Below are 16,799 nucleotides of genomic sequence, written 5' to 3'. Positions count from 1 at the left end.
GTCAGAACCTGAAGTAATGGTCGACCAACAAGGCCGCGAACAGCAGCGACAGGTAGACGATCGACCAGGTGAAGGTCTTGCGCGCCGCCATATCGCTGTAGTTGCGGTGCACCCGCCACGCGTGGCGCAGGAAGATGGCATTGAGCGGCACCGCCGCCGCCAGGTAGATCAGGCCGCTCATGCCGACCGCGAACGGCAGCAAGGTGGTCGCGGCCAGGCCGATCGTGTACAGCCACACCTGCAGGCCGGTGAACTTCATGCCGTGGGTGATCGGCAGCATCGGCAGGCCCGAACGGGCATAGTCGTCGCGGCGGTACATGGCCAGCACCCAGAAGTGCGGCGGGGTCCACATGAAGATGATCAGCACCAGCAGCCAGGCTTCCATCGGCACTTCGTTGGCCACCGCGGCCCAGCCCAGCGCCGGCGGCATCGCGCCCGACAGGCCGCCGATCACGATGTTCTGCGAGGTGTTCGGCTTGAGCAAAAGGGTATAGATGAAGGCATAGCCGACGAAGGTGACGAAGGTCAGCCACATGGTCAGCGGATTGACGAAGGCGTACAGGATGTACATGCCCAGGCCGCCCAGCACGAGCGAAAAGGTGATCGTCTGCGACTGGCTCAGTTCGCCCGATGCGGTGGCGCGGCGCGCGGTGCGCGCCATGCGCGCGTCGACCTCGGCCTCGACCAGGCAGTTCACGGCGAAGGCGGCGGCGGCCAGCAGCCAGATGCCGGCCGTGCCGGCGACCAGCGTCTGCCATCCCGGGAAACCGTCGGTGGCGAGGAACATCCCGATCACGGCGCAGAACACCGCCAGCTGCGTCACGCGCGGCTTGGTCAGGGTCCAGTATTGCGAGAACCGGCTCGAGGTTTTAGGGATGGCTGTCTGGATCGTCATCTGGGGGCGCTAGCAGACGCGGCAACTTCTGGCGCCGGGGTGGCGCGGGCCGCGTCGAGTTGGAACTTCACCCGGTAGTTTAACATGGTCACCAGAATGACAAGCAGGGCCGCCCCGGCGTTATGCATGACGGCGATCGCCAGCGGGAAGTCGAAATACACGGTGGCGATGCCGGTGAACAGCTGCACGACCATTACCAGCAGCAGCCGGCGCGCGGTCTTGCCCACTTCCGGCAGGTGCCAGGCGCGCCAGGCCGCCAGGCCCAGCACCAGCACCACCGCCAGCGCGAACGCCCGGTGCACCCAGTGGATCGCCACCAGCGCCGAAAACGGCAGGTAATGCCCTTCCTTGGTCATGCCCAGCTCGCGCCACAGGTGGAAGCCGTGCTCGAAATCGAGGTCCGGCACCAGCGCGCCCTGGCACAGCGGGAAGGTGTCGCAGGCCATGGTGGCGTAGTTGGTACTCACCCACCCGCCAAGCGCGATCTGCGCCGTCAGGACGATGGCGGCCAGCAGCGACAGGATGCGCAGGCCGCGCAGGCGGCGCACCAGGTCAAGCCCACGCGCCAGCAACGGCGGTTTCAGCAGATAGTCTTCGCGGCAGCCCATCCAGACCAGCATCGCCAGCAGCATCATGCCCAGCAACAGGTGGATGGTGACGATCACCGGCTGCAGCTTGAGCGTGACGGTCCAGGCGCCGAAGGCGCCCTGCACCAGCACCGAGGCCAGCAGCGCCAGCGGCATGCCCGGCTTGAAGACCTCGTTGTGGGTGCGGCGCCATTGCTTGACCGACGTGAACAGCAGCGCCAGGATCAGGGCGCCGATGCCCATCGCCAGGTAGCGGTGGATCATCTCGATCCAGGCCTTGGCGACCGTCACCGGGCCAGTCGGCATCGCGGCCTCGGCGGCGGCGATGTGTTCGTGGGCCAGGAAGGGATTCGCTTCGCCATAGCAGCCCGGCCAGTCCGGGCAACCGAGGCCCGAGTCGGTCAGGCGGGTGAAGCCGCCGAACACGATCAGGTCGAAGGTCAGGAACACCATCACCCACACCAGCTTGCGGTATTTATTGGGGTCGGTCGACATCCAGACGATCGCCAGCGGCAGGCTGGCGACGAGCAGGCCCATCAGGAGCAGGTGAAGCAGTGAAGACAGATCCATGTATTTCTTTTAACTGTGACTATGAAGCTCAACCTTGGAGGCTCAACCGATCGACGAGGCCTTGAGCAGCTTGGCGATGTCCTTGTACACGCGACCCGGTTCCGGCTGGTAGGGGAAGCGCATCATGAGGTTGCCGAGCGGGTCGATCAGGTAAATGTGGTCGCCCATCTTTTGGCCGGATTCGACCGGCAGCCATTGCGCCACCGTCGCGGCGGGCGCACGCAGCAGTTCCATGCCGTCGTACTCGCGCATCAGCACGGTGTCGAGCGGCTCCTTATCGGTGATCAGCCAGACCCGCTCCATGCGTTCCATGTTCTTGCCCTGCATGGTGCGCCACTGGCGCATCGCATACAGCTGGCGCTGGCATTCGTCTTCGCAGACGCCACCGCCCACGCGCAGCATGACCCACTTGCCCTTGAGATCGGCCAGGGTGCGCGGTTTGCCGTCGAGCGTGGTGGTGGCCATCTCGGGGATCGGCAGGCTGCGCGCGTCGAGGATGGTGCCGTAATTGGTGCGGCCATCCGGCTTGACGATATAGAAGGTGATGTACGACACGATGATCGGCAGCGCGCAGATCAGGAGCACGATCATCAGCTTCATGCGGCCGCGACGGCGCGCTGCGTTGGGGTCGCTCGGAGGTTTTGGGTCAGCGATTTGTTCTTGAGCCACGTCGGAATCCCGTTATCACATAAAAAAGTAGGGCCAGCGCCGCCAGTGCGTACCACTGGAAGGCGTAGCCGCGGTGTTTGTCGATGCCCGCATCGGGCGCGGGCCAGTTGCGGGCGAGCGCGTCGCGGCGGCCGGCGGCCTGGGTCTGCTGCACCAGGAAGGGCTGCAGCTTCAGGCCGCTGGCAGCGGCGAGGGCCTCGGGCGTCAGGTTCTGGACCATGGCGCCGGGCGCCAGCGGGGCCCCCTCACCCAGGTCCATCACCTTCCCGGCGCCCGATACGATCCGGCCCTTGAGCAGGAGCGGGCCGGCGGGCGTGGCGAACGCAGGCAGCTTGCCATATTCGGCCCCGGCGGGCCGCGGCAGCCAGCCACGCAACACCAGCACGTGCGTGTCCGAACCCGCTATTCTAAACGGCATTGCGAGATAGAACCCGGACTGGCTTCCCATGGGCCGATTGGCGAGGAAGACCGGCCAGCCGGCGACGAACTCGCCCTGCACGCGCACGCTGCGGAATTCGGCGTCAGGGCCGAACCGGGTGGAGGGGGCGAGATCGAGCGGCGGCTCGGCGGCGCGCGCCAGCTGGCGCGCCTGCAGCTCGGTTTTATAGGCGGCCCGGCCCTGTTGCCAGTTGCCGAGCAGGATGCCGATGATGGCCACGACCACGGCCGCGGCAAAGGCGATGGGGCGAAAACGGAAGCCGAACCGCATTACAATGAAGCCTCAACCTTTCGCAGGTCCACCATGAAAATCTTCGTCGCCATCGCCTTCGTCCTGATCCTGGCCAGCCTTGGGTCGGCCCTGTTCTTCCTGATGCGCGACAAGGGGCGCAGCAACCGCACCGTCAATGCGCTGGCGATGCGGGTCGGTTTGTCGATCGTCCTGTTTCTGTGTTTGCTGGCGGCCTACCAGTTGGGGTGGATCGCCCCAACCGGCTTGCGTTGAACCTTACAACCAGTAGATGACCACGTACAGCCCCAGCCACACCACGTCGACGAAGTGCCAATACCATGCGGCGCCTTCGAAGCCGAAGTGGTTGTCCGCAGTGAAGTGCCCTTTCATGACACGATACAGGATCACCGCCAGCATGATCGCACCCATGGTCACGTGGAAGCCGTGGAAGCCGGTCAACATGAAGAAGGTCGAGCCGTAGATGCCCGAGGTCATCTTGAGGTTCAGGTCGCGGTAGGCGTGGATGTATTCGTAAGCCTGGAAGCCCATGAACACGGCGCCCAGCAGGATCGTCGCCGCCAGCCAGATCGCGGTCTTGTTGCGATGCCCGGCGCGCAGCGCGTGGTGGGCGATGGTCAGCGTCACGCCCGAGGTCAGCAGCAGCGCGGTATTGATGGTCGGGATCGGGAATGGTCCCATGGTGCGGAAACCGTCGACGATATTGGCCGGGCCGGTATTGCCCCACTGGGCCGAGAAGTCGGGCCACAGGATCTGGTGGTCGAGGTCGGCCAGCCAGGGCATCGAGATCGCGCGCGCATAGAACAGCGCGCCGAAGAAGGCGCCGAAGAACATCACCTCAGAGAAAATAAACCAGCTCATCGACCAGCGGTAGGACAGGTCGATGCGCTTGCCGTAGAGCCCGGCTTCGGATTCGCGGATCGCGTCGCCGAACCAGAAATACAGCACCACCAGCATGGCGGCGATGCCGGCCAGGCACACGGCCGGCGCCCACGACATGCTGTTGACCCAGCCGGACGCGCCGGCCATCGTCACCAGCATCGAGATGCCGGCCAGCAGGGGCCAGCGCGATGGGCCGGGGACGTAATAGTAAGGCGCGGTGCCTGGGGAACTCACTGGTGACGAACTCATGTCTATCTCCTCTGTGATTCTATTATTGTGCGTCTGTGCTGATTACCTTGGGTCCCCGCCTTCGCGGGGACGACGTGCAAACTATACCGATGAAACAGCGAACCTTACTGCCAGCATGATCAGGCCGATGAAGATCGCGACGCCGATCAAGCCGGCGATGATGACGTGCACCGGGTTCAGGTTGGCGGCATCGTTCTCGTAGTCCTTGCGCTTGCGTACGCCGAAGAAGGACCAGAACACGGCCTTCATGGTGGCGAGAAAATTCGCCTTGCGCTGGTGTGGCTTATCCATTCTTTCCCGATCCGGGTGGCGCTGCCGCCGCCTTGAACGCGCCGCCGATCTCGAAGAAGGTGTACGACAGCGTGATGTTCTTCACTTCGCGCGGCAGCTTGGGGTCGATGAAGAACACCACCGGCATCTGGCGCGCCTCGTTCGGCCCCATGGTCTGCTCCTGGAAACAGAAGCAGTCCACCTTCATGAAATGCGGCGTGGCCGATTGCGGCGCATAGCTCGGGATCGCCTGGGCCTTGACCGCCCTGCCCTGGGTGTTGACCACCTCGTACATGACGGTGGCCAGCTCGCCCGGATGCACGTCGATGCTGCGCGTGGTCGGGCGGAAGCGCCACGGGCCCTGCGAATTGCCGTCCAGCTCGATCGTGATCGTGCGCGACCTGTCGACCTGAGTATTGGTCGGCGCGGCGACGAACTCGCCCTTCTGGGTCAGCACATTAATACCGAGCACCTCGCAGACCTGGCGGTACACCGGGATCAGCGCATAGCCGAAGCCGAACATCCCGATCGCCACCACCACCAGCTTGCCGAGCATGGTGCGATTCAAGCGTAGCAACTTGCTGCTCATGGCCGGCCTCAGCTCAACAAGGTGAACTTGACGAACACGCTGACAAAGAAGAACAGCGCCAGGCCGCCGACCAGCAGGGCGGTCCGCAGATTGTTCGGTTTGCGCGCGCTCATCATTTCACCAGCGGTGGATGCTCGAAGGTGTGGAATGGCGCCGGGCTCGGCACGGTCCACTCCAGGCCTTCCGCGCCTTCCCACGGCTTGGCCGGGGCCTTGGCGCCGCCGCGGATGGTCGGCAGCACCACCGCAAACAGGAAGTACACCTGGCTGAAACCGAAGCCGAAGGCGCCGATCGACACGATCATATTGAAGTCGGTGAACTGTACCGCGTAGTCGGCATAGCGGCGCGGCATGCCGGCCAGCCCCAGGAAGTGCATCGGGAAGAAGGTGATGTTGAAGGTGATGAGCGACAGCCAGAAGTGGATCTTGCCGCGGCCTTCAGGATACATATGGCCGGTCCATTTCGGCGCCCAGTAATAGAAGCCGGCGAACAGCGCGAACAGCGAGCCGGCCACCAGCACGTAGTGGAAGTGGGCCACCACGTAATAGGTGTCGTGGACCTGGATGTCGATCGGGGTCACGGCCAGGATCAGGCCGGTGAAGCCGCCCATGGTGAACACGAAGATGAAGCCGACCGCGAACAGCATCGGGGTCTCGAAGGTCATCGAGCCCTTCCACATGGTGGCGACCCAGTTGAACACCTTCACGCCGGTCGGCACCGAGATCAGCATGGTGGCGTACATGAAGAACAGCTGCGAGGTCACCGGCATGCCGGTGGTGAACATGTGGTGGGCCCAGACGACGAACGACAGGATCGCGATCGAGGCGGTGGCGTACACCATCGAGGCGTAGCCGAACAAGGGCTTCCTTGCGAAGGCCGGGATGATCTGCGAGACGATGCCGAACGCCGGCAAGATCATGATGTAGACCTCGGGGTGGCCGAAGAACCAGAAGATGTGCTGGTACATCACAGGGTCGCCGCCGCCGGCGGCGTTGAAGAACGAGGTGCCGAAGTGGCGGTCTGTCAGGGTCATGGTGATGGCCCCGGCCAGCACCGGCATCACGGCGATGAGCAGGTAGGCGGTGATCAGCCAGGTCCAGCAGAACATCGGCATCTTCATCAGGGTCATGCCCGGCGCGCGCATGTTCAGGATGGTGACGATGATGTTAATCGAGCCCATGATCGACGAGGCGCCCATGATGTGCATGGCAAAAATCGCCATGTCCATGCCGACGCCCATCTGGGTCGACAGCGGCGCATACAGGGTCCAGCCGGCCGCGGTGGCGCCGCCCGGCACCAGGAAGGAACCGGCCAGCAGCAGCGCGGCCGGCGGCAGCAGCCAGAACGAGAAGTTGTTCATGCGCGCGAACGCCATGTCCGAGGCGCCCACCTGCAGCGGCAGCATCCAGTTGGCAAAGCCGACAAAGGCCGGCATGATCGCTCCGAACACCATCACCAGGCCGTGCATGGTGGTGAGCTGGTTGAAGAATTCGGGACGCACGAATTGCAGGCCGGGCTGGAACAGCTCGGCGCGGATCATCAGCGCCAGCACGCCGCCCGAGAGCAGCATGATGAACGAGAACCAGAGGTATAGCGTGCCGATGTCCTTGTGGTTGGTGGCGAACAGCCAGCGGCGCCAGCCGTGTGGATGGTCGTGGTGCTCGTCGTGGGCGTGGTCGTGGCCGTGTTCGTGATCGTGGCCGTGGTCGATCGTCGTGGTGCTCATGTCGTTACCCCTGCATTATTTGCGTGCGGCCAGGACTTCGGCCGGTTGAACGATATTTTCCGCAGCCTTGTTCGACCAGGTATTGCGGGTATAGGTGATCACGGCGGCGATCTCGGTATCGGACAACTGTTTCCACGCCGGCATTTCGGTCGGGAACTTGCCGGACTTCTGGCCGTTGAGCAGGATGTCGATCTGGTGCGCCTTCTCGCCCAGCACGTTCGGCGAACCGTCCAGCGCCGCGAACGCGGCCGGCACGCCCTTGCCGTTGGCCTGGTGGCAGGCCACGCAGTTGGCGGCGTAGACCTGCTCGCCGCGGACCTTGAGTTCGTCGATGGTCCAGGTCTTGGTCGGATCGTCGGCCAGGGCCGCCATTTCCTTTTGCTTGCCTTCGACCCAGGCGGTGTACTCGGCGTCGGTCACGACGCGCACCACGATCGGCATGAAGGCGTGGTCCTTGCCGCACAGCTCGACGCAGTTGCCGCGGTAGACGCCGGTCTTCTCGGCGCGGAACCAGCCGTCACGCACGAAACCGGGGATGGCGTCCTGCTTGATCGCGAACGCCGGAACCGTCCAGGCGTGGATCACGTCGTTGGCGGTGAACACCATGCGGATTTTCTTGTTCACCGGGACCACCATCTCGTTGTCGACTTCGAGCAGGTAGTTCTCGGTGCGCGCCTCGGTGGGCTTGACGCCCGGCTCGCCGATCTGGGAGCGCGGGGTTGACAGGTTCGACAGGAACGAGATGCCTTCGCCCTCGCCTTTCAGGTAATCGTAGCCCCACTTCCACTGCATGCCGGTGGCCTTGATGGTCAGATCGGCGTTCGAGGTGTCCTTCAGGGCGACCACGGTCTTGGTCGCGGGCAGCGCCATGCCGATGACGATCAGGAACGGCACCACGGTCCAGGCGATCTCGACGGCGGTGGATTCGTGGAAGGTGGCGGGCTTGTGGCCCAGCGATTTGCGGTGCTTGAACACCGAATAGAACATGACGCCGAATACAGCGACGAAGATCACCAGGCAGACGATCATCATCCAGTTGTGCAAACTATAGATGTCGGCGCCGACGGCAGTGACGGGGGCCTGCATATTGAGCTGGTGCTCGAGAGGCCGGCCTGTGATCGGCTGTTGCTGCGCCAGGGCTGGCGTGGCGCCGGCTACTGCGAGTACGGCAAGGCCGTACAGCACGGCCTGAAGTCGCGTTGCATATGTCATGTATTGTCCCCAACCACCCTAAAAATAAGAATATTTTTAAACGGGCCCAGCAATTTCGTGAACGAACCGTGCCCGCTCCTACTGATCGCAGAGGGCTTGCCGGGTCGTCCCGCGAAATTGCGCTGCGGAATGGTGGGAAACCATCTCGCCCACCTGGCAATACGTTGCTGCCAGGGTGGACGACTCTACGACTGCTGCAATTCTTTTTTCTACTTTTCGTCTGAATCTGCCGCTTTTTTAAGCGATTCTATTGGCCGGACGAAAAAAATAGCAATTGATTATATCTAAAGCACTAATTTTTATTCAAGGAAAATCGGGCTTATTGCCATATAAGCCATGCAAGGTGGATATCAGGGCTTGCGGGGCTGGAAGCGCACGATCGATTCGCCGGTTGCCGTGGTGCGCGGCGCCGGGCGGAAGGCGTGCCCGTAGATGACTTCGAACGTCAGGCTGAGCTTGCCGTCCGGGCGGCGTTGCGCCTCGAGGGCGTCGAGCATGCGCTGCCAGGCCGCGCGGCCGATCAGGCCGCGGCGGCGCGATTCCAGCGGATTGCCGCCCAGTGCCCGCACGTCGGCCAGCAGCGCCTGCGGTGTGTCGTAGGTGACGGTGATGCGCTCCATGTCCATGACGGGCGTCGAGAACCCGGCCGCGACCAGCTGGTCGCCGAAATCGTGCATGTCGACGAAGGGCAAGGTGTGCGGGTAGGCATCGAGCGCGGCGAAGGCGCTGCGCACCTCGGTGAAGGTGTCCGGGCCGAAGCAGGAAAACATCAGCAGGCCCTCCACCCGCAGCACGCGGCGCCATTCGGCGAACACGCGGTCGGGCAGCGGGTGCCAGTGCAGCGCCAGGTTCGACCACAGCAGGTCGAGCGAGTTTGGTCCGAACGGCAGGTTGCCATAGTCGCCGCACAGCACGTCGACACCGGCCTTGGCCGGCATCAGGCGCGTCAGCAGCTGATTCAGCGCGCCGCCCTGCGCCACCGGCCCTTTCGCCGCGCGCGCCATGGCCCCTGCCCCATCGAGGCCCAGGATCTGGGCAGCCGGATAGGTCTTCTGCAACAGGGCCAGGTCGGCGCCGGCGCCGCAACCGGCGTCCAGCACCTGCTTCGGAACGAGTTTGACGAGACTCAGGCGCTCATGCATCCGTGCGGCGATCTCGCGGCGCAGGAAATCCGATGGCGCGATGCGTTCGGGACGCGCAAACAGCTCACGCACGCGGGACAGGTCGATCGGGGCGCTCAGCCTGGACGAGGATTGAGGAGAAGCCATGGGATGCAAGTCGAGATGAGATAATGTTGGCAGTTTAACCGGTTGTGGGAAGTCAAGCCGATGCTGGACCTTCGCGCACTGCCCGGCCGCCTGCTGGGCGCCATGCTGCCGTCCGCCTGCGCCTTGTGCGGAGGCTATTCGGGTCGAGCCGTGTGCGCGGCCTGCGAGCAGGCCTACGTCCTGCCCGTGACGCGCTGCCCGTGCTGCGCCAATCCGGTCGGCGCGCCCGATCTCGGCCGGCATTGCGGCGCCTGCCTGGCAGCGCAACCCGCCTTCGACGCCACCGTGGCCGCCTGCGATTACGCGGCGCCGCTCGACAGCCTGGTGCTGCAGCTGAAATTCGGGGCCCAGCTGGCGCTGGCGCCGTGGATGGCGCGCGTGCTACGGGATGCCGTCGCACTTGCAGCGCCAGGGTTGCCCGACCTGCTGTGCCCGGTGCCGCTGGGCTCCGCCCGCCTGGTCGAGCGCGGCTACAACCAGGCGCTCGAGGTGGCGCGGCCGCTGGCCCGCGCCTTGCGCGTGGCCGTAGCGCCGCGGCTCTTGCAGCGGGTGCGGGAAACACAGGCGCAGTCGAATGCCGCGCCGGGAGAACGCAAGAAGAATGTGCGCGGGGCGTTCGGGGTGGACGCCATGTGCGACGTACGCGGGCGCCATGTGGGCGTGGTCGACGACGTCATGTCGAGTGGGCATACGCTCGACGAAGTTGCCGCCGTCCTGAAGCGGGCCGGCGCCGCGCGCGTCACGAACTTCGTGTTTGCGCGCACGCCGCCGCATGCATGAACTACCACTGAGATCACTGAGGAGAAAGTACCTTGTTTCACGTCGTCCTGGTCGAACCAGAAATCCCGCCGAATACCGGCAATGTGATCCGCCTGTGCGCCAACGCCGGCGCCCAGCTGCACCTGATCGAACCGCTCGGTTTCCCGCTGGACGACGCCAAGATGCGCCGCGCCGGACTGGATTACCACGAGTACGCCAATATGAAGGTGCACAAGGACTGGGATGCCTTCCTGGAGGCGGTCAAGCCCGATCAGTCGCGCATGTTCGCGTTGACCACGCATGGCTCGTCGCCATTCGCCGAAGCCAGCTTCCAGGCGGGAGACGTGTTCGTGTTCGGACCGGAGTCGCGCGGCCTGGCGCCGGCGTTTCGTGAAACCTTCCCCGCGGCACAGCGCATCCGGCTGCCGATGCGGCCCGATAACCGCAGCCTGAACCTGTCGAACACGGTGGCGATCGTGGTGTACGAGGCCTGGCGGCAGAACGGATACCAGGGCGGGGCATAGATGTCAGCGCGCGCGTCGGTAGTGCATGGCGACCGCACCGTTAAGTAGTGGTTTCGCCGAGATCAATTCAAGCCGTCGCGTCCTGCCTAGTCCGCTCTCATACAGGGTCGGGCCGTGGCCGGCGATCCTGGGATGGACGAGTAGCTTGTACTCGTCGATCAAGTCCAGCCGGTCCAGCTCAGTCGCGAGCTTGCCGCTACCGAGCAGCACGCCGTTTGGCGTCGCGTCCTTGAGCTGCTGTATTCCCGCACGCAGGTTGCCGGCGATGTGGTGGCTGTTGGTCCAGGGGAAGTCGCTTCGTGTCGAGGACACCACGTACTTCGGCTTGGCTTCCAGCTTGAGCGCCCACTCGCGCATCGCTGGCGGTGCTTCCATAGCGCCCGTGGCGACCGCTGGCCAGTAGCCCTCCATCATCTCGTAGGTGACGCGGCCCCACAGCATCGCCCCACTCTCGTCCATGAGACGGGTGAAGAACGCATGTGTCTCGTCGTCGGCGATTCCTTCCTGGTGGTCGACGCAGCCGTCCAGGGTGATATTGATACTGAAGGTTAAGAGTCCCACCATACCCTCCGCATTACGCCAGGCGCGCGATCGACTCCGAATGCTCGGGCCAATCCCGCTTGAGGACGCTCACATCCCCGATCTCGAATTCTTCGAACTCGAAGCCCGGGGCTACTGTACAACCCACCAGGCTGTAGCCCTCGTGCTCCTCGCATTGCGCGGCGAACCAGCGCCCGGCAGGGACCAGCGCCTGGAACTGTGCGCCCTCGTGCCGCAATGGATTACCGAGCCTGAGAACACTGAGTCCTCCATGTGGTTCCAGGACGTAGATTCGAATCGGCACACCTTCATAAAAATGCCACATCTCGTCCGACCGAATCCGATGCCATGTCGACCTCTCCCTTCCGCGAAGAAGGTAATAAATTGCAGTCGAGGCAGAACGGCTTGCTGCGTCCTCCTCCCTGTTCACACGGTGTTGACTGCGGTAAGTCTCCCTGAAGTGCCCTCCTTCCGGATGCGGCATCAGCGACAGCAGGGAGATCAGATTGTCAGAACTGGTTTCAAGCGTCATGGGAGGCTCGCAGGTCAAGAGGTAGCAGTTTCTCGAAAGGGTATATTCCAACAAAGAATAAACCCAAATTCAGGCCCCGCCTTCGCCAAAGGCACCGGCACGAAACGCCAGCGCGCAAAAGCGTTCGCCGATCAGGCGGTGCGCCTCTGCCTCGGGATGCAGCTCGTCGGGCAGCGGATAACGCGCATTGTCCTCCGGGCCGTAAAGCGCACTGCCGTTGAGGTAATGGATATTCGCATCGGCCGGCGCCCGCTGCTGGACGATCTTCTGCAACTGCTCGCGGATCACGCCCAGGGTCAGCTTGCCCTGCCGGCGCTCGGCATCATTGCCCATTGCCCGGAACAGCAACTTGCCCTTTTCCAGCGCCTTGCCATCGAACATGGTCGGGCCGGGCGTCGTTTCATGGATCGGACACCAGGTCGGCGAGATCACCAGCAGAGGCGTCGTCGGATGCCCTTCCCTGATCGTATCGAGAAAACCGTGCACGGCCGGTCCGAAGGCGCGCAGCCGCATCGCATCCGTGTTGACGAGGTTAATCCCGAGCTTGAGGCTGATCACGTCGGCCGGCAAGTCGCGGATCGTGCGCGCCGTGAACGGGTCCAACAATGCGCTGCCACCCAGGCCCAGATTGAGCACGTCGACGCCGGCCAACTGCGCGGCCACGGCCGGCCAGATGCCGGTCGGGTTGGTCGCGTTGGAGCCCTGGCTGATGGAGCTGCCATGGTGCAGCCAGCGGCGCCTGCCCGATGCAGCAAGCGGGGTCACCGGCGCATCGGCATCCAACGCCACCAGCTCGGTCGTCTCGTCATGTGGCAGCCAGATCTCGAGGGTCTTGTCGCCCGGCGGCAGGCCGGCAAAGCGCAGCCGCTGCGGTTCGCCCGGCCGCATCGTCGCCGCGCCGGACAGCATGTCGATGTCCATGATCTTGCCGCCCGGCGCGCTGGCCTGCTGCGCCAGATGGCCGTCGACGAGTAGGTCATAGATGCCATCCGGGCGCGGCGCCATGGCGCCGTAGCGGCGCTTGGTCGGCAAGACGACCAGTTCCACGACCGTCGCCGCAGTGTGCAGCGCCAGGCGCACGCCGGAAGGCTGCGCCTCCACCATCGCCAGTTGCGGATCCTGGTACTGGGCGCGTGCCCAGGCCGGCAGGCGGTGCGGCAGCAGGCCCGCTTCCGTGCGCTCGAGTTCGACGGCGCCATGGACCAGTTCCGGCGTGATCGGTGAATGGAAGGACAGCGTCATCACGATATTCCTCGGAGAATTTTTGCAGCGCTCATTATAAGGACCTCAGCGTTGACACCGGCGGCGTCGATGCGTAGTTTGCTCATCCATTGCCCTGCCCTGGAGATCGCGCTTGCCCAGATCGCCGATGCCCACTCGCCGCCGCCTGGTGCTCGCCCTCGCCTCGCTCGGCCTGCCCGCCCTTGCCCGCCAGCCGGTGGTCAACGACGCCACGCAGCTGAACCCGGTGAATGTCGAGCGCATCCTGGTTCCGCGCACGGTGGACCAGATCGCGGCCGCGCTGCGCGCTCACGCCGGCCCGGTCTCGATCGGCGGCGCCCGCTACAGCATGGGCGGCCAGATCGCCGCCGACCGTTCGCTGCATCTGGACATGCGCGGCTTCGACCAGGTAGTGCGCTTCGTGCCCGCCGAGCGCAGCATCACGGTCCAGCCGGGCATCACCTGGCGCCGCATCCAGGCCGTCATCGACCCGCACGACCTGGCGCTGCAAGTGATGCAGTCGTATGCCGATTTCACCGTCGGCGGCTCGCTCGGCGTCAACGCCCATGGCCGCTACGTCGGGCAAGGCCCGCTGGTGTCGAGCGTGGAAGCGATCCGCCTGTTGCTGGCCGACGGCACGCTGCTCGCCGCCAGCCCCACCCGCAACAGCGAACTCTTCTACGGCGCGATCGGCGGCTATGGCGGCATCGGCGTGATCGTGGAAGCGACCCTGCGCCTGGCCGACAACGGCCCGCTCGAGCGGCGCTCGCAGGTGATGCCGCTGTCCAGCTACCGCCGCTTCTTCGAAGGGCGCATCGGCGCCGATCCGGACGCCGTGATGCACAACGCGACCTTGTATCCCGACGATTACACGCTGGTGCGCGCCGTGACCTTCTCGCGCACCAGCCGCGCAGTGACGCTACCTAACCGCCTCACCGCCACGGGCGGCGACTACCGCATCGAACGCCGGCTGCAGGAAGTAATCTCGGCTTCGCACTGGGGCAAGGAGCTGCGCCGCCGCATCCTCGAACCGCTCCTCTATTCGACCGACGCGGTCGAGTGGCGCAACCACCAGGCCGGCCTTGACATCCATTCGCTCGCGCCGCTGGCCGGCGCCGGGACCGCCTACGCGCTGCAAGAGTATTTCGTGCCGGTCGCGGCGATGGAGCGCTTCGCCGGGCGGCTGCGCGCCATCCTGCGTCAGCACCATGTGAACGTGATCAACGTCTCGATCCGCCATGCGCGCAAGGACCCGGGCACGCTGCTGGCCTGGGCCCGCACCGACGTGTTCGCCTTCGTGCTGTACTACCGCCAGCAGACCACGCCGCGCGACCGGGACGCCGTGCGCGCCTGGACCCGCTCGCTGGTCGACGCCGCTACGGCGCTAGGGGGCTCCTACTACCTGCCCTACCAGATCCACGCGACCGTGGCGCAATTCCACGCCGCCTATCCGGATGCCGAACGCTTCTTCGCGCTCAAGCGCAGGGTCGACCCGGCATACAGGTTCCGCAACAAGCTGTGGGACGCGTACCATACCGGCTGATCCAACCAATGAAACGAAAGCCAACATCATGCTGATACGTGTCTTCACGACCGATGACCAATCCGAATCCACCCTGGCCATGGAAACGCAGGTCGACGCCACCGCGCTGATGACGATGGCACAACCGCGCGCAGCAGAGGCGCGCGAACGTGGCGCCGAATGGACCGCGGGCGCCATTCCCTTCTTCGTCCAGGAACTGGTCGATGCGCTGCAAGCCGGCAAACCCGGCCAGGAAATCGAGATGCAGGCGACGAACGCCGCGATGGCCGCATGGCTCTACGACTCGGTCCACGATGGCGTGAGCGCCGACATCTTCGCGCAGTGCGACCTGGTGTTCACGCTGTCGGAGGGCGGTGTGGTGCAATACGACCGCACGCCCGCCGCGGCAAGCTAACGGCCGGTCTAAGCGGACCGTGCGGCGGCTTCGCGCGCCAGTACGTTCAAGGCGTCGACCAGGCGATCCAGCTCTCCCGTCGTCGTGGTCAGCGCTACCGTGACGCGCACGACGCTCGTGCCTCCCACCTGGCGCTCGACCGTGAATATACCGAAGCGCTCCAGCAGCGCGCCCTGTACTTCGCGCGCCGCCATGCCATCGATCGTGAACGCCGCCAGCGCCGTGCCGCCGTCAAGCGGCGTCAGCAGGCGCAATCCCGGCAAGTCGGCTACACGCCGCATCCAGTAGCAGCGCAGCCAGTTCAGGCGCGCTTCCTTCGCCGCCACTCCGCCGAGCATCTCATGGACATCGAGCGAGCTTGGGGCCGCCATGATGGCGCTCACCGGCGGCATGCCCGCATGCAGGCGGCCGCGGATGTCGTCCCCGGCGTAATCGCGGTCGCCGAAATGCGGCTCGATCTTGTCCAGCTGCGAGGCGCGGATATAGACGAAGCCCAGTCCCGGCGGCGCGCCGATCCATTTATGCAGGTTGAAGCCGGCGAAGTCGACGCCAAGCGCCTGCACGTCCACCGCCACCTGTCCCAGCGCATGCGCGCTGTCGACCAGCACGTCGATGCCGCGTTCGCGCGCCAGCGCCACGATCTCGCGCACCGGCGCCTGCTGGCCATTGGCCGGATAGACCTGGGACAGCAGCATCAGCTTCAGACCCGGCGTGTCGCGGATCGCCGCCGCATAACGGTCGAGCAGTGCGGCGCGGCCCAGCGGCAAGGTGAATTGCAGTTCGACTGGACGCGCGCCGCGCCGCCCTTCGAGCCAGGCCATCGCGTAGCGCATGGCCGGATAGTCCAGGTTCGACCACAGCACGGCATCGCCCGGCTCCAACGCGCGATACTGCCCGATCAGCACTTGCATCGATTCGCTGGCGCTGCGCGTAAGCAGGATCTCGTGCGGTTCGGCGTTGATCAGCTGCGCCAGTCGCGCGCGCAGGGTTTCGGCGTGCTTGTGGCCGAACTCGCCGCGCAGGAAAGGACTCAGGTGAGTATTGGTATACCGAATCGCCTCCTCCAGCGCCTGCTGCACCGGCAGCGCCATCGCCCCGAAATAGCCATGCTCGAGATTGACGATGGCATCCGGCGCGCGCGGACACAGGGCGTCGAGATCGGTTGGCAAGGCAGGAAGCGTCGGCATGCCGGTCAGCCGCGAATCCGCGCCACCAGCTTGGTGGTCGAGCGGTCATGCTCGAAATCGATCGCCACCGCCCGGCCGCCATAGGCCAGCACGGCCTTGCCTTCAGGGATCTGGTCCATCACGTAATCGCCGCCCTTGGCGTAGATGTCGGGCCGGCCTTCCTGCACCACTTCCAGCGCGGTGTCCTCGTCGAACTCGACCACCAGGCTCACCGATTCCAACGCCGCCAGCACGGCCATGCGGTCGGCCAGCGTGTTGTGCGGACGGTCGTCGCCCTTGCCCAGGCGCTTGACCGAGGCATCGGTGTTCGCCGCCACCACCAGCGATCCTCCCAGTTCGCGCGCTTGCGCCAGGTAGGTCACATGGCCGCGGTGCAGGATGTCGAACACGCCGTTGGTCAGCACCACTGGTTTCGGCAATGCGGCGATACGCGCAGCCAGCTCGGCGCGCGTGCAGATCTTGTTTTCGAATGAAGGCATGAGTCAGGAATAATG

Annotated in this window: 20 protein-coding genes; 5 read left to right on the top strand and 15 right to left on the bottom strand. The window is 64.9% G+C overall.

The window, feature by feature from the left end; all coding sequences use genetic code 11:
* Position 1: 1 nt before the first annotated feature.
* Genes cyoE through FVD38_RS04255 form a run of 4 tightly spaced genes read right to left on the bottom strand, consistent with a single transcriptional unit; the run spans position 2 to position 3,430 of the window.
* A complete protein-coding gene (cyoE, locus tag FVD38_RS04270) occupies positions 2-895 on the bottom strand; it encodes a heme o synthase (protein WP_147933678.1) in 894 nt (297 codons plus the stop codon).
* Positions 892-2,052: a COX15/CtaA family protein gene (locus FVD38_RS04265; protein ID WP_147933677.1), complete on the bottom strand. Its 1,161-nt coding sequence runs from the start codon at positions 2,050-2,052 to the stop codon at positions 892-894. Before FVD38_RS04265 ends, cyoE begins: the two co-directional genes overlap by 4 nt.
* Before the next feature lie 42 nt (positions 2,053-2,094).
* Positions 2,095-2,652, bottom strand: a complete 558-nt coding sequence (locus FVD38_RS04260) for an SCO family protein (RefSeq protein WP_147933676.1) — start codon at positions 2,650-2,652, stop codon at positions 2,095-2,097.
* Positions 2,653-2,698: 46 nt separating this feature from the next.
* On the bottom strand, positions 2,699-3,430 hold the full coding sequence (locus FVD38_RS04255; RefSeq protein WP_147933675.1) for an SURF1 family protein: 732 nt from the start codon (positions 3,428-3,430) through the stop codon (positions 2,699-2,701).
* 33 nt (positions 3,431-3,463) lie between these two features.
* Between FVD38_RS04255 and FVD38_RS04250 the strand changes: the two genes are divergently transcribed.
* Positions 3,464-3,664 (top strand): twin transmembrane helix small protein, encoded by a 201-nt coding sequence (locus FVD38_RS04250; protein ID WP_123069972.1) that lies wholly within the window; start codon positions 3,464-3,466, stop codon positions 3,662-3,664.
* A 3-nt stretch (positions 3,665-3,667) separates the two neighbouring features.
* Here the strand turns inward: FVD38_RS04250 and FVD38_RS04245 are convergent, their stop codons facing one another.
* The 6 genes from FVD38_RS04245 to FVD38_RS04220 all read right to left on the bottom strand — a co-directional run bounded on the left by FVD38_RS04245 (position 3,668) and on the right by FVD38_RS04220 (position 9,605).
* The gene (locus FVD38_RS04245) at positions 3,668-4,540 is read right to left on the bottom strand and encodes a cytochrome c oxidase subunit 3 (RefSeq protein ID WP_147933674.1); all 873 of its coding nucleotides are present in this window, start codon (positions 4,538-4,540) and stop codon (positions 3,668-3,670) included.
* 81 nt (positions 4,541-4,621) lie between these two features.
* The gene (locus tag FVD38_RS04240) at positions 4,622-4,831 is read right to left on the bottom strand and encodes a DUF2970 domain-containing protein (protein WP_147933673.1); all 210 of its coding nucleotides are present in this window, start codon (positions 4,829-4,831) and stop codon (positions 4,622-4,624) included.
* Positions 4,824-5,399: a cytochrome c oxidase assembly protein gene (locus FVD38_RS04235; RefSeq protein WP_147933672.1), complete on the bottom strand. Its 576-nt coding sequence runs from the start codon at positions 5,397-5,399 to the stop codon at positions 4,824-4,826. Before FVD38_RS04235 ends, FVD38_RS04240 begins: the two co-directional genes overlap by 8 nt.
* Before the next feature lie 112 nt (positions 5,400-5,511).
* Positions 5,512-7,125, bottom strand: coding sequence for a cytochrome c oxidase subunit I (gene ctaD / locus FVD38_RS04230; RefSeq protein ID WP_147933671.1), 1,614 nt, complete (start codon positions 7,123-7,125; stop codon positions 5,512-5,514).
* Between the two features lie 15 nt (positions 7,126-7,140).
* The gene (gene coxB, locus FVD38_RS04225) at positions 7,141-8,337 is read right to left on the bottom strand and encodes a cytochrome c oxidase subunit II (RefSeq protein WP_123069181.1); all 1,197 of its coding nucleotides are present in this window, start codon (positions 8,335-8,337) and stop codon (positions 7,141-7,143) included.
* 350 nt (positions 8,338-8,687) lie between these two features.
* Positions 8,688-9,605, bottom strand: coding sequence for a methyltransferase domain-containing protein (locus FVD38_RS04220; protein ID WP_147933670.1), 918 nt, complete (start codon positions 9,603-9,605; stop codon positions 8,688-8,690).
* Positions 9,606-9,665: 60 nt separating this feature from the next.
* On the opposite strand from FVD38_RS04220, the gene FVD38_RS04215 reads away from it, so the two are divergent.
* Positions 9,666-10,385 carry a ComF family protein gene (locus FVD38_RS04215; RefSeq protein WP_147933669.1) on the top strand — a complete coding sequence of 240 codons (720 nt, stop codon included), beginning with the start codon at positions 9,666-9,668 and terminating at the stop codon, positions 10,383-10,385.
* Between the two features lie 32 nt (positions 10,386-10,417).
* The gene (gene trmL / locus FVD38_RS04210) at positions 10,418-10,888 is read left to right on the top strand and encodes a tRNA (uridine(34)/cytosine(34)/5-carboxymethylaminomethyluridine(34)-2'-O)-methyltransferase TrmL (protein WP_147933668.1); all 471 of its coding nucleotides are present in this window, start codon (positions 10,418-10,420) and stop codon (positions 10,886-10,888) included.
* A 3-nt stretch (positions 10,889-10,891) separates the two neighbouring features.
* Here the strand turns inward: trmL and FVD38_RS04205 are convergent, their stop codons facing one another.
* The 3 genes from FVD38_RS04205 to FVD38_RS04195 form a co-directional block, all read right to left on the bottom strand.
* Positions 10,892-11,452, bottom strand: coding sequence for a dihydrofolate reductase family protein (locus FVD38_RS04205; RefSeq protein WP_229493405.1), 561 nt, complete (start codon positions 11,450-11,452; stop codon positions 10,892-10,894).
* 10 nt (positions 11,453-11,462) lie between these two features.
* Complete coding sequence (locus FVD38_RS04200) at positions 11,463-11,960, bottom strand: cupin domain-containing protein (protein ID WP_147933667.1); 498 nt, start codon at positions 11,958-11,960, stop codon at positions 11,463-11,465.
* A 69-nt stretch (positions 11,961-12,029) separates the two neighbouring features.
* A complete protein-coding gene (locus FVD38_RS04195) occupies positions 12,030-13,202 on the bottom strand; it encodes a GDSL-type esterase/lipase family protein (RefSeq protein ID WP_147933666.1) in 1,173 nt (390 codons plus the stop codon).
* Between the two features lie 127 nt (positions 13,203-13,329).
* Between FVD38_RS04195 and FVD38_RS04190 the strand changes: the two genes are divergently transcribed.
* A complete protein-coding gene (locus FVD38_RS04190) occupies positions 13,330-14,724 on the top strand; it encodes an FAD-binding oxidoreductase (protein WP_229493403.1) in 1,395 nt (464 codons plus the stop codon).
* A gap of 28 nt (positions 14,725-14,752) precedes the next feature.
* Positions 14,753-15,118: a hypothetical protein gene (locus FVD38_RS04185; protein WP_147933665.1), complete on the top strand. Its 366-nt coding sequence runs from the start codon at positions 14,753-14,755 to the stop codon at positions 15,116-15,118.
* Between the two features lie 8 nt (positions 15,119-15,126).
* Here FVD38_RS04185 and FVD38_RS04180 read toward each other — a convergent pair whose 3' ends face one another.
* Entirely contained in the window at positions 15,127-16,305 is a 1,179-nt protein-coding gene (locus FVD38_RS04180; RefSeq protein ID WP_147933664.1) for an aminotransferase class V-fold PLP-dependent enzyme, read from the bottom strand.
* Positions 16,306-16,310: 5 nt separating this feature from the next.
* Positions 16,311-16,784, bottom strand: a complete 474-nt coding sequence (locus tag FVD38_RS04175; RefSeq protein WP_147933663.1) for an adenylyltransferase/cytidyltransferase family protein — start codon at positions 16,782-16,784, stop codon at positions 16,311-16,313.
* Positions 16,785-16,799 lie beyond the last annotated feature (15 nt).

Source organism: Massilia arenae (assembly GCF_008014745.1).
In the GTDB taxonomy this organism is placed as follows: domain Bacteria; phylum Pseudomonadota; class Gammaproteobacteria; order Burkholderiales; family Burkholderiaceae_D; genus Telluria; species Telluria arenae.
This window is presented reverse-complemented; position numbering and strand designations above follow the sequence as displayed.